Source organism: Streptomyces sp. NPDC087844 (genome assembly GCF_044742785.1).
Lineage (GTDB): Bacteria > Actinomycetota > Actinomycetes > Streptomycetales > Streptomycetaceae > Streptomyces.
This window is the reverse complement of the sequence record NZ_JBIUVD010000028.1, coordinates 61836-74219: the sequence shown is the minus strand read 5'-3', so window position 1 is coordinate 74219 and position 12384 is coordinate 61836. Positions and strand designations below refer to the sequence as shown.

Below are 12384 nucleotides of genomic sequence, written 5' to 3'. Positions count from 1 at the left end.
ATCATGCAGGCAGACATCCGTCAAGTCGCCGACGGCATCCATCTCGTGCACGGCAGCAACACCAACTGGGTGATCCTCACGGAGGGGGACGCCGTCACCCTCGTGGACACCGGCTATCCCGGTGACCGCGAGAAGGTGCTGGCGTCCCTTTCCGCCGTGGGCAGTTCACCCGAGGCCGTCACGGCCGTTCTCGTCACGCACGCCCACAACGACCACCTCGGGTCGGCCGAGTACCTCAGCAGCACCTACGGCACGCCCGTCTACACCCACGAGGCCGAAGTCCCGCACGCGCGCCGGGACTTCCTCCACCAGGTGACCGTCGGACAGGTGCTGAAGAACGCCTGGCGGCCCGGTGTGGTGCCGTGGGCCGTGCACGCGCTGCGGTCCGGCGGCACCGCCCACGTGCCGGTCGCCCGGCCGCGGGCGTTTCCGGGCGAGGGAGCGCTCGATCTGCCCGGCCGTCCCGTTCCCGTGCACACCCCCGGGCACACGGCCGGCCACTGCGCCTTCCATCTGCCGGAGGCGGGCGTGGTGATATCGGGTGACGGTCTGGTCAACGGCCACCCCACCTCACGTGTGGCGGGTCCGCAGTTGCTGCCTGTCATGTTCCATCACGACCGGGGCGGGGCGCTGGCCTCGCTCGACGCGTTCGAGGCGCTGTCGGGCGACATCCTGCTGCCCGGGCACGGTCCCGAGCACCGCGGCTCGGTGCGGGAGGCGGGGCGTGGGGGGGGGGGGGGGGGGGGGGGTGTGGGCCCCCGCCCCCCCCCCCCGGGGGGGGGGGGGGGGGCCGCCGGGGGGGGGGGGGGGGGGGGGCCCCGCCCCCCCCCCCCCCCCGCGCCCGAAGTGCCGTTCGGACCAGCCGTGTTCGGCTCTGCTCTGTTCCGGGCGAGGCAGTGGATGAGACCGCCGTTCCTCGGCTCCTGAAAGGCGGGGGCCGGGCTCGTACCCGGCCGCGGTCCCTTGTGGCTGAGCGCGCCGTTCCCCGCGCCCCTTGCAAAGGCGCGGGGCGCGGGAGCGTGGTCGGCATGCGGGCCGGTGGGCCCCGTCAGGGGCGGCGGGGAACGGCGCGGCCGACCACGACGGGCCCGCAGCCAGGTACGAACCGACTGGCCCCCCACCCCCTCAGGGGCGCGAGGAACTGCGCGGCCGACCACGACGAGGACTCAGCCAGGTACAAACCGACTGGCCCCCGCCCCCTCAGGGGCGCGGGGAACTGCGCGGCCGGGCACGACGGGGGCGCGGTCGGGTACGAGCCCGTCGGGCGACGGCCCGGAGGGGCGCGGGCCGGCGCGGGGCAGGCGCTGTCGTTACCAGCGCGCTTCGACCTGGGGCTTGATGCGGCGGTCGTAGAGGGCCGAGATCGCCGACAGCGTCTCCGCCGGCAGCGGCGGGAGCTTGCCCGCCGCCGCGTTCGCGCGGGCCTGTTCGGGCGTACGGGCGCCGGGGATGACCGAGGTCACGCCCGGCTGCTGGACGATCCACGCCAGCGCAAGCTGCGCCGGGGTGACCCCCTCCGGGGCGAGCGCGGAGAACTCCGCCGCCGCCTCCACACCGGTGGCGTAGTCGACACCCGAGAAGGTCTCGCCCTGGTCGAACGCCTCCCCGTGCCGGTTGAACGTCCGGTGGTCGTTCGCCGCGAAGACCGTGTCCTTCGTGTACTTGCCGGAGAGCAGCCCGGAGGCCAGCGGAACCCGGGCGATGATCCCGACCCCGGCCTCCCGCGCCGCCGGCAGCACCCGCTGCAGCGGCTTCATCCGGAACGGGTTGAGGATGATCTGGACGCTGGCCACGCCCGGCCGGGCGATCGCCGTCAGCGCCTCGTCACAGGTCTCCACGCTCACGCCGTACGCCGCGATGCGCTCCTCCTCGACCAGCGTGTCGAGCGCGTCGAACACCTCGTCCGACGAATACACCGGCGTCGGCGGGCAGTGCAGCTGCACCAGGTCGATACGGTCGACACCGAGGTTGCGACGCGAACGGTCGTTCCAGGCACGGAAGTTGTCGAGAACGTAGTTCTCCGGGATCTGGTCTGCCCGGCGGCCCATCTTCGTAGCGACCAGCACGTGCAGATCGGGCCGGCCGCTCAGGAACGCGGCGATGGCCTCCTCGCTGCGCCCGTCGCCGTACACGTCCGCCGTGTCGAAGAACGTCACCCCCGACTCCGCGGCGGCCTCCAGGACCGCCAGGGCGTCCTTGTCGTCCACGTCGCCCCAGTCGGCACCGAGTTGCCAGGTGCCGAGTCCGACGACCGATGCGTGCTGTCCTGACCTGCTGAATTCGCGCTCGTCCATGAGGTCAGTCTGGCACCCGGCCGGCGCTGTGCCGGACGCCGCCCCCGTGCGACGGGGCCGTTCAGGCGACGGCCGCGGGGAGGGCGACGCCGGTCAGACGTTCGGACACGGTCCACAGCCTGCGGTTCGTGTCCGCGTCGAGGGCGCGGCGGGTGACACGGGCGGTGGCGGCCGGGCCGACCAGGCCGAACCTGCCGCCGGGAGCGTAATAGCCCCCGGCCGTCGCCTCGGAACTGGTGGCCGCGTACAGGAGCGGTTCGGTGCTCTCCTCGACCTGCTGCGGCGATCCTCGACACCGCGGCCGCGATGCTCGGTGAGATGCCGGTGGCGCAGGTGAGCCCGAACGAGCTGAGCCGCCGGGTGGGGCTCGCGAAGTCGAACGTGCTGCGCTACTTCGAGTCCCGCGAGGCCGTCCTGCTGGAACTGCTCGCCACCGCCTCGCAGGAGCTGCTCGATCACCTCGGCACCGCGCTCCCCGAGGCCGTCGACGCCGACGCCCCCGTCTTCGAGCGCGCGGACCAGGTCGCCGCATTCCTGGCGGACGCCCTCGCCGCGGTCCTGGAGCGGAACGTATCGACGCAGGTCGCCGCCGGGCACAAACGCTCCTCCATCGGCCACGCGTTCGCCCTGTCGCACCGGGTCCGCCTGCACGTACCCGAACTGGCCGAGCGGGCCGCCGTGCGGTTCGTCGCCGGGGCGCTCATGGTGGCCACGGCGGCCTGGCCGCACGCGCATCCGTCGCCCGCCGTGCTCGCGGTCTACGAGTCCGTGCTCGCGGTCTACGAGTCCGAACCCGCACTGGCGGTCCTGCGCATCGACTTCACCACGGCCCTGCGCGAGTCGCTCGAAGTCCTGCTGTCCGGACTGCTGGCGCGAGCGTCACACTGACCGGCGGAAATTCACTCCCGCCGATGCAACCCGCGGGTGGGTCCTGCGCGTAGAGATGATGACGGCACCGTGATCCGCGGTGCCGCTCGCACGTTTCCCGCATTGCGGACGACTACGGGGAGAACCACACAGATGGTCTCAGGAATGATGGGCAGGGGTACGGCGAGGAGTACGGCGGCACTGGGAGCCGTCCTGCTGTCCGTGCTGGCGGTCCCGGCGACCGACGCGACCGCGGCACCCGCCGGCGCCGGCGACCGTGCCGTGAGCGGCAGTCAGGGGGCGACCGAAACCCTCGCGGCGCCCGACGTGGCGGGGCTGCGCGAGGTGCTGCGGACAGCGCTGACGCAGGGGGCGCCGGGTGCCATGGCGCGGATCGACGACAACGGCACGGTCCACAAGGTCGCCGAGGGCGTCGCGGACCGGATCACCGGACGGGCCATCGACAACGCCGACCGCTTCCGCGTCGGCAGCGTCACCAAGAGCTTCACGGCCGTGGTCCTGCTGCAGCTGGTCGACGAGGGCGTGCTCGCACTGGACACCTCGGTCAACTCGTATCTCCCGGGCCTGCTGCCCGACGACCGGATCACGGTGCGCCATGTGCTGAGCCACCGCAGCGGTCTGTACGACTACACCAACGACATGTTCGCCAACACGGTCCCGGGCTTCGAGGCCGTACGCGACAAGGTCTTCAGCTACCAGGAGCTGGTGGACCTGTCCTTGAAGCAGCCCCTCGGCAACGCGCCGGGCGCCGCCTACTCGTACTCCAACACCAACTTCGTCGTCGGGGGCATGCTCATCGAGAAGCTCACCGGGAAGTCCGTGCGGTCCGCGTACAAGAGCCGCATCATCAAGCCGCTCGGTCTGAAGGACACCTCCTACGTGCACCCGGCCACAGCGATCGCCGGCCGGCACACCAAGGGCTATCTGCCGCCCGACGAGGCCGACGGGACGCTCGTCGACTCGACCGAGCAGACCGTGTCGTGGGCGCAGAGCGCGGGCGCGGTCATCTCCAGCACCCGGGACCTGGACACCTTCTTCTCGGCCCTGCTGCGCGGCAGACTGACGTCGGCCGCGCAGCTTGAGCAGATGCAGCAGTGGACGCCCGTCAACAGCACCCAGGGGTACGGACTCGGTCTGCGCCGGCGTGACCTGTCGTGCGGGGTCTCGGTGTACGGCCACACGGGCACCGTGCAGGGCTACTACACGTACGCGTTCACGTCGAAGGACGGCACGCGCAGTGTCACGGCGCTCGCCAACACGTCCAACAACGGGACCGTGCTCAACACCATGGCCCGCACCCTGGAATCCGCCTTCTGCGGCAAGCCGGCCAAGACCTCGACGGCCCGCGGCCAGGCGCCCGTGGAGCGGCACGAGGACATCGCTCCCGGAGTCGCCCTCGACTGACCGGTACCAGGTGTCAGGAACCCGCGCACACCCGTGGGGCGTTGTCCTGTCGACGCCCCACGGGGCGCGCACAGTGATCCGGCACCCGGACAGGCGGCACGATGGACGAGTTGGTACCCGGCGGCAATCTGCCCCTGCCCGGTGGCGCCCTGACCCTCGGGGTGCCCGGCCCGTTCGACGTGTCGGCGCTCGTCACCGACGACAGCGGCAAGGTGCGCGGGGACGGCGACTTCGTGTTCTACAACCAGCCCGCCGCCCCCGGCGCGCGTCTGAGCGGGCAGACCCTCACGGTCGATCCGGCCGCGCTGCGGGCCGGGGCGAGCCGCGTCACCGTGGTCGTCAGTCCCGCCGAGCCGGGCACCCCGCTGGGACGGCTGCCCGCCCCGACCCTGCGGGTCACCGGACCCGGCGGCCGCCTCCTCGCCCGGTTCACGCCGTCGCGTCCGCAGCGGGAGACCGTGCTGCTGCTCGCGGAGATCTACCGCCGCGGGCCCACCTGGAAGCTGCGCGCTCTGGGCCAGGGGTACGCCGACGGGCTGGCCGGGATCGCACGGGACTTCGGCGTGGAGGTGGCCGAGGACACCGACACGGGCGCGGGCCTCAGCACGGGTCCCGGTATCGGTCCCGGTCCCGGTTCCGCTTCCGGTTCCGCTTCCGGTTCCACTTCCGGCCCCAGTCCCGCTTCCGGTTCCGGTTCCGGAGGCATCCACGGCCTCCACTCCACGCGCCGCCTTCATGGAACCCGCGGATCGGCCGCCGCTTCCGGAGCCACCGGGACCGGGTCCCCGACGGACGGCTTCCTCGCGCTCGTGAACGCCGCACGTGCCGCCGTCGGCTCCCCGGCCGTGGTCCTCGACGGGCGGCTGAGCGCCGCGGCGCGGGCGCACGCCGCGGACATGGCGGCGCACGGGCGCCTCGGGTCACAGGGGGCGGACGGGCTGTCCGTGCACCAGCGCGTGACCGCCGGGGGTTACGCGTATCTGACGGCCGGCGAGCATCTCGTCTCCGGGCCCCGGGACGCGGCGGAGTTCGTGGAGTACTGCCTCTCGGGCGAGCGGACCCGGCGGACGGTCCAGGACCCGGCATTCACCGAGACCGGTGTGGCCTGCGTACCCGACAACCGGTCCGGCACGCTCTACTGGACGGCGTTGTGGGCCAGCCCCCTGACCCCCGGCGGGCTGGCGCGGACCACCGCCGAGGTCGTCGCGCTCACCAACGCCGAGCGGGCCGCGGCCGGTCTGCCGCCGCTGGCCGGGGACCCCCTGCTCACCAGGGCGGCGCAGGCGCACAGCACGGACATGGTGGCGCGCGCGTTCTACTCCCACACCTCTCCCGACGGCAGCGAGCCCTGGCACCGGGCAGCCGCCGCGGGCAGCACCCGCCGCACCATCGGCGAGAACATCGCCTGCGGCCAGCGCTCCCCCGCCGAGGTCGTCCGGGGCTGGATGGACAGTCCCGGCCACCGCGCCAACATCCTCAAGCCCGCCTTCACCCACCTGGGCGTCGGTTTCGCGGGCGGCGGCTCGGCGGGCACGTACTGGACACAGCTCTTCGGCGCCTGACCCCGACCGCCCGGCCGTCCGCCCATCCGCTTCGCATCACCACAGGTCAGCGGCGCACTAACGATGATGACAACGGTCACCGGTGCAGCCTTTGCCGATCTCCGCGAGGTGCGCTTCACTGCGGGTGTCGGACACCCGTCGGACACCGCATCGAGGGGGACTCCCATGAGCGCGCACCACGGCCACGAGCAGGGGCCGGGCGGGCACGCGGGGCACTCGCACGGTGTCACCGCGGACGCGGACCGCCGCTGGCTCGCGATCGCGCTGACGCTGATCGCGACGTTCATGGCGGTCGAGGTCGTCATCGGCGTCGTCGCCCGGTCGCTCGCCCTGATCTCCGACGCCGCGCACATGCTCACCGACGCCGTGTCCATCGTGCTGGCCCTCATCGCGATGCGGCTCGCCGAGCGTCCGGCCCGCGGCGGCTTCACGTACGGCCTGAAGCGGGCCGAGATCCTCTCCGCCCAGGCGAACGGGCTGACGCTGCTGCTGCTCGGTGCCTGGCTGGCGTACGAGGCGGTGCGGCGGCTGTTCGATCCGCCCGCGGTCGAGGGCGGGCTGATGTTCTACACGGCGCTCGCGGGTATCGCGGTGAACGTGGCGGCGGCCTGGTGCATCTCGAAGGCCAACCGCACCTCGCTCAACGTCGAGGGCGCCTACCAGCACATACTCAACGACCTGTTCGCGTTCATCGGTACCGCGATCGCCGGCCTCGTGGTCCTGCTGACCGGCTTCGCCCGCGCCGACGCCATCGCCACGCTGGTCGTGGTGGCTCTCATGTTCAAGGCGGGCTACACGCTCGTACGGGAGTCGGGGCGGATCTTCCTGGAGGCCGCGCCCGCGCATCTCGACCCGGACGCCATCGGGGACCGGCTGGCCGGGCACTCCTCGGTCGCCGAGGTGCACGACCTGCACGTGTGGACCATCACGTCGGGGACGCCAGCCCTGTCCGCGCACGTCCTGGTAGAACCCGTCGCGGACTGCCACACCGTGCGCCGGGACCTGGAGAAGATCCTGCAGTGCGACTACGAGGTCAGCCACACCACCCTCCAGGTCGACCACGCCCCGGAGAACGTCCTGGACGTACGCACCGGCGGCGGTCCCAGCGACGACGCGCACTGCGAGGCCGCGCACGGTCCGGTGCACCGGGACGAGCCGCACCCGCACTGAGGGCGGGGAGGTGATTCGCCGAGGGCAGAACGCGGTGGGGTCCCGCAAACGGGCCGGGTTTCCTAGGGTGGAGGCGTGAGCAGCCACGCGTCGAACCGAGCCCGCGTCATCCCCCTGCGACCCGTCCCGGCCGAGCCGGCGGCGCCTCCGGAGCCGGCCGAACCGGCGCCCAGGGAGCCCTTGTGGCGGGACGTCGTGGGTGAGGTCCTGCGGCGGGAGCGGCTCGCACAGGAGCGGACGCTCAAGGAGGTCGCCGAAGCGGCCCGTATCTCGATGCCGTACCTCTCCGAGCTGGAGCGCGGCCGCAAGGAGGCCTCGTCCGAGGTCCTCGCGGCCGCCGCGCACGCGCTCGGGCTCGGCCTCGCCGATCTGCTCGCCCTGTCGCACCACCGCCTCGTGCGCCAGCAGCAGCCCCGGCCCCTCAGGTCCCGGACCGCGCCCGGGCGCAAGGAGGCCACTTCCCGCTACGGCGAGGTCCGTCTCGCCGCCTGACGCCCGTCGCGCCGCCCGGGGAGCCGGGAGTCCCGGTCCTCAGGCGGCGGCCGCCAGGCGCCGGCCAAGCACCTCGTCGGCGAGTCCGTACGCCACCGCCTCCCGCGGCGTGAAGACCTTGTCGCGGTCCATGTCGGCGCGCAGGGTCTCGACGGGGTGGTGGGTGTGCAGGGACAGGACCTCCTCGACCTGGGAGCGGATCCGGATCATCTCCTTGGCCTGGAGGCCCAGGTCGGAGACGGTGCCTCGGGTACCGCCGCTCGCGGGCTGCCCGAGCAGCACCCGCGCGTGCTCCAGGATGAAGCGCCGCCCGGGGTCTCCACCCGCCAGGAGCACCGCCGCTGTCGAGGCGGCCTGGCCGACGCAGAACGTCGAGATGGGCGCGCTGACGAAGCTCATCGTGTCGTAGATCGCCATCAGCGAAGTGAACGAGCCACCCGGTGAGTTGAGGTAGACGGCGATCTCCCGCTCCGGGGCCGCCGACTCCAGGTGGAGCAGCTGCGCGATGACGACGTTGGCCACGCCGTCGTCGATCTCGGTGCCGAGGAAGATGATCCGCTCGGAGAGCAGCTTGCTGTAGATGTCGTACGCGCGCTCGCCCTGCGGGGTGCGCTCGACGACGTTCGGGATCGTGTACGAGCTCATGTCAGAGTCCCATCCGTCGCTTCGAGGAGGCCGGGCGGACGTCGTCGAGCGACTCGACGACCCGGTCGACCATGCCGTACTCCCTGGCCTGTTCGGCCGTGAACCAGCGGTCGCGGTCACCGTCGCGGGAGATCGTCTCCGCGCTCTGGCCGGTGTGTTCGGCGGTGATGCGCTCGATGGTCTCCTTGGTGAACTGGAGGTTCTCGGCCTGGATGGCGATGTCGGCGGTGGTGCCGCCGATGCCCGCCGAGGGCTGGTGCATCATGATCCGCGCGTTCGGGAGCGAGTAGCGCTTGCCGGGGGTGCCGACGGTGAGCAGGAACTGCCCCATGCTCGCGGCGAATCCCATGGCCAGGGTCGACACGTCGTTCGGGATGAGCCGCATCGTGTCGTAGATCGCGAGGCCCGCGTGGACGGAGCCGCCCGGACTGTTGACGTAGAGGCCGATGTCGGTGCGGGGGTCCTCGGCGGAGAGCAGGAGCAGCTGCGCGCAGACCCGGTTCGCGGAGACCTCGTCGACCTGGGTGCCGAGGAAGATGATGCGCTGGTTGAGGAGTTGGGCGGCGAGGTGGTCGTCGAACCGTGACGGAGGGGTGTCCCCCTCCTCGGCCCGTGGCCCCGGGTGGAATCCGGTGCTGCTGCGTGCCATCGCTCCTCCTGGTGGTGGCGCGGCCCGGTCAGCCGCGGTGTCTCCACCCTCGGGCCGCCGACGGCGGCCCGGAAGGGATCTCGGCCCTCGGCAGATTCGCCGACGGCAGAGCGCACCGCGTCACACGGCACAGCGCGGGCCGCTACTTGGTCACCACCAGCGAGAACTCGTACAGGTCGCCCCGGCACAGGGATTCGCCGTACTCGACGACGTGGCCCGTCCCGTCGAACGCCGTGCGGCGGACCAGCAGGGCGGCGGAGCCCTCCTTGACGCCGAGCAGCCGGGCCTGGCGTCCGGTGACGTTCACCGCGCGGATCTGCTGGGTGGCCCGCACGACCCGGACGCCCTGGGTGTTCTGCAGGGCTTCCGAGAGTGAGCCCTTGAGCAGTGACTCGTCCAGGTCGGGGAAGCGCTCCGCCGAGAGGTGGACGGTCTCCAGGCAGATGGGGAAACCGTCACCGAGGCGCAGTCGTTCGATGCGGTGGAGGGTGGTGCCGGGGTCGACGCCCAGGGCCGTGGAGTGGTGCAGGTCGGCCTCCACCAGCTCCGCGGCGAGGAGTTCGGCGCTGGGCCGGTAGCCGCGCGAGCGCAGGTCCTCGGAGAACGAGGTGAGCGCCGACGTCTTGGTGACGTGGGGGTGGGAGACGAACGTTCCCACGCCCCGCACACTGCGGATGAGGCCGTCCTCGCGGAGGGCCTGGAGCGCGCGCCGGGCGGTCGCCCGGCTGACGTCGTACCGCTCGGCGAGCCGTCGTTCGGTGGGCAGCGCCTCGTCGGGGCGCATCCGGGCGATGTCGGCCTGGAGCCGCCGCCGCAGCGCCTCGTGCTTGTAGGAGTCCGCCTCGAAGGAGTCCGTCCTGAAGGAGTCCGTCGCCGGGCCGTCGTCTGGGCGCCTGTCCTCGACCGTCACATTCACTCCGCGGTTCGCACCTGTCCGCTATCGCCGCTGTCTCCGTTGTTCTCGGGAGACGCGGTAGCGGGGCATCAGAGTACGCACCACGTCAAGGGTCGTTCCGGCGGTGTCCGCTTCCGGTGTCGTCGTCCCGCTCCGGTCGGCCACCCACCGCTCCTCCTGAGCGAGCAGGGACGCCTCGAACTCCTCTGCCCGGTATGGGGTTCCGGTCTGCAGCGCCCGCGCGATGTGCTCGTACCAGCCGCGCCAGCGGGGCAGGTGGAACGTGCCGACCAGGCCGGCCCAGTGGCGGCCCGAGTAGTCGTGCAGCTTGCTGTGGGTGTGGCCCCAGAGGGTGAGCAGGCGGCGCGCGTCGGTCTCGTACAGGTCGGCCTCGGCCGGGGTGGTGGCCCAGCCGCGGGCGTCGGCCAGCCAGGTGTCCAGCCGGTGTTCGGGGCGGGTGGCCAGCAGCGTGTCCAGGTCCTCGATGGTGGTGAGCAGTTCGCGGGCGGCCCGGTGGAAGCCTTCGGCGTCCCGTGCCAGGGCCGCGTCCGCCGCCCGCCACTGCCGCTCGCACGCCGCATGGGTGAGCACCTGCGCGGTGACGTCGCACAGGTCCCGGCCGAGCGGCCCCGCACTGTCCCGCGGTGTCGCCTCGTCGGCCAGGAGGAGCCAGGCCTCGGCCAGGGCCGGTGGTACGTCGGGCGACGGGGGGTCGGCCAGGTGCACCGGCAGCTCGTGCCGCAGATCCCCCTCCAGCGTGGGCCGGCCGATGATCACCGAGCCGGGCGGCCCCGGCCCCTCGGACGCGTAGACGCTGTCGTGCAGCAGGTCCCAGGCGCGCAGCAGCCCGGGAGTGGCACGGCCGTACCGGGCCCGCGTCCAGGTAGCCAGCCATGCCTGTACGTCGTCGACGGCGCCCTGCCAGGCGACGTCGGCCAGCAGCTCGTACAGGACCGGGTCGCCGCCGAAGGCCTCCATGCTCGCGCCGATGCCGGACAGCGAGCCGCCGCGTGCGTCGGCGTGCGCGCGGGCGGGGCCGGTGGCGATCTCGTCCAGTTTGCCGTAGAGCCCCGGCCGTCCGCCGAGGCTGTGGAGCATGCACCACACCCAGGGCTTCTTGCGGTAGCCGTCGGTGCGCTGCCAGACGGGCCGGTGCTCGGCCCACAGGTCGAGGATCAGCATTCCGTCGTCGGGGATGGCGTCGAGGAAGGCGCGGGTCCGCTCCGGTGTCCAGTAGCGGGCGCGGTAGGAGAAGGGCCAGGCCTGGAGCACCCAGGTGGCCCGGTCGTCGACCGCGGTCATCACGCCGTGCACCGCCCGCGCGACCTGGGCGAGGCCGTCGGGGTCGGTCACCGGGGGTGTCGTCTCGATGAACGGGTCGGCGGCGTAGAGGTGGTCGGTGCCGAACAGCCGGGTCTGCTCGGTCAGCAGGCTGGTGCCGAACTCCTCGAAGAGCGGGTCGCGGGGGTCCAGCATGCCGACCTCGAAGTCCCACCAGGGAAGGATCGTCGACCGGGCGCCCCGGTCCGCGATCAGTTCCCGCGGGACGTGCCCGGAGAAGCCCTGGAGGACCGGCCGCATGCCCAGGGCGCGTTCCCGGTCGAGGATGCGGCGTCCGAGGTCGACGTGTCCGTCGATCCAGCTCTGCGGCAGCGGACCGGACCAGCCGTCGAGCGAGGCGAGCCAGTTCCACGGCAGGTAGGCCGGCCCGCCCAGGAAGCCCCGGGCGGTCCCGTCGTCGAGCCCGGCACTCAGGAGGGCCCGTTGCCAGGCCGCTTCCAGTCCGGTCATCGCCAGCGGGGTGGTCACGCCGTGCAGGGCCATCCAGTCGATGTGGCGCTCCCAGCGCGCCCAGTCCCAGTACGCGGTGGTGTAGCCGAAGGTGCAGACGTTGAAGTGGTAGCGGTGCAGGTGGGGGGAGGTCGTGCGGGGTGCCGTGCCGGTGCGCGGCAACCGGTCCGGCAGCCGGGGGTCGGGGGCGTCCCAGGTGATCTGCGTCCCGCACGCGGTCCGCAGATACCAGCGCAGCGCCGAGGCGACCGCGACCCCGCTGGACCCGCGCAGCGCGACCGGGCCCGGTCCGGCGTCGACCTCGTACCAGTCGGGCCCGGCGCCCCCGGGGACCACCTCGGCGCTGAACTCCGCGGCGCGGTCTCCCAGCAGGCGTCCCAGCAGCTGCCGGGCGGCCGTGGTGCCCGCGCCCGCTTCCTCGGGAGGTGTCATCGTCCGGACCACTCCTGTGCATCGTGGTACGTACCACAGAACTCTCGAAGCTAGCCGTGACACTCGGGGGCGGTCAAGGAAGTCGACCGGAAAGAAGGCGGGTCGGTCGCGGGGCTGGGCATGCCCGAACCCCTTTGGTACGGTCCACAGCCACGTCAGCGG

At 72.6% G+C, this 12384-nt stretch carries 10 protein-coding genes and 1 pseudogene; 6 read left to right on the top strand and 5 right to left on the bottom strand.

All coding sequences use genetic code 11. The features are described from left to right. Window positions 1–3 precede the first annotated feature (3 nt). Window positions 4–720 (top strand): annotated as a pseudogene (locus ACIOKD_RS37020) (MBL fold metallo-hydrolase); the annotation flags it as partial. Between the two features lie 590 nt (window positions 721–1310). On the opposite strand, the gene ACIOKD_RS37015 reads toward ACIOKD_RS37020, so the two are convergent. Further along, window positions 1311–2294: an aldo/keto reductase gene (locus ACIOKD_RS37015; protein WP_402092463.1), complete on the bottom strand. Its 984-nt coding sequence runs from the start codon at window positions 2292–2294 to the stop codon at window positions 1311–1313. A gap of 285 nt (window positions 2295–2579) precedes the next feature. On the opposite strand from ACIOKD_RS37015, the gene ACIOKD_RS37010 reads away from it, so the two are divergent. The 5 genes from ACIOKD_RS37010 (at window position 2580) to ACIOKD_RS36990 (ending at window position 7810) form a co-directional block, all read left to right on the top strand. Further along, window positions 2580–3182: a TetR family transcriptional regulator gene (locus ACIOKD_RS37010; RefSeq protein ID WP_402092512.1), complete on the top strand. Its 603-nt coding sequence runs from the start codon at window positions 2580–2582 to the stop codon at window positions 3180–3182. Between the two features lie 132 nt (window positions 3183–3314). Continuing rightward, a complete protein-coding gene (locus ACIOKD_RS37005) occupies window positions 3315–4586 on the top strand; it encodes a serine hydrolase domain-containing protein (RefSeq protein WP_402092461.1) in 1272 nt (423 codons plus the stop codon). A gap of 101 nt (window positions 4587–4687) precedes the next feature. Beyond that, a complete protein-coding gene (locus ACIOKD_RS37000) occupies window positions 4688–6148 on the top strand; it encodes a CAP domain-containing protein (RefSeq protein WP_402092460.1) in 1461 nt (486 codons plus the stop codon). Window positions 6149–6313: 165 nt separating this feature from the next. Next, the gene (locus ACIOKD_RS36995; RefSeq protein ID WP_402092458.1) at window positions 6314–7318 is read left to right on the top strand and encodes a cation diffusion facilitator family transporter; all 1005 of its coding nucleotides are present in this window, start codon (window positions 6314–6316) and stop codon (window positions 7316–7318) included. A 75-nt stretch (window positions 7319–7393) separates the two neighbouring features. Next, the gene (locus ACIOKD_RS36990; RefSeq protein WP_402092457.1) at window positions 7394–7810 is read left to right on the top strand and encodes a helix-turn-helix domain-containing protein; all 417 of its coding nucleotides are present in this window, start codon (window positions 7394–7396) and stop codon (window positions 7808–7810) included. A gap of 39 nt (window positions 7811–7849) precedes the next feature. On the opposite strand, the gene ACIOKD_RS36985 is transcribed toward ACIOKD_RS36990, so the two are convergent. From ACIOKD_RS36985 to ACIOKD_RS36970, 4 genes are all read right to left on the bottom strand, one after another. Further along, on the bottom strand, window positions 7850–8455 hold the full coding sequence (locus ACIOKD_RS36985) for a ClpP family protease (RefSeq protein ID WP_402092455.1): 606 nt from the start codon (window positions 8453–8455) through the stop codon (window positions 7850–7852). 1 nt (window position 8456) lies between these two features. After that, window positions 8457–9104, bottom strand: coding sequence for an ATP-dependent Clp protease proteolytic subunit (locus ACIOKD_RS36980; RefSeq protein WP_402092453.1), 648 nt, complete (start codon window positions 9102–9104; stop codon window positions 8457–8459). A gap of 142 nt (window positions 9105–9246) precedes the next feature. Then, a complete protein-coding gene (locus tag ACIOKD_RS36975; RefSeq protein ID WP_402092451.1) occupies window positions 9247–10014 on the bottom strand; it encodes a GntR family transcriptional regulator in 768 nt (255 codons plus the stop codon). A gap of 27 nt (window positions 10015–10041) precedes the next feature. After that, window positions 10042–12222, bottom strand: a complete 2181-nt coding sequence (locus tag ACIOKD_RS36970) for an alpha-N-acetylglucosaminidase (RefSeq protein ID WP_402092449.1) — start codon at window positions 12220–12222, stop codon at window positions 10042–10044. Window positions 12223–12384 lie beyond the last annotated feature (162 nt).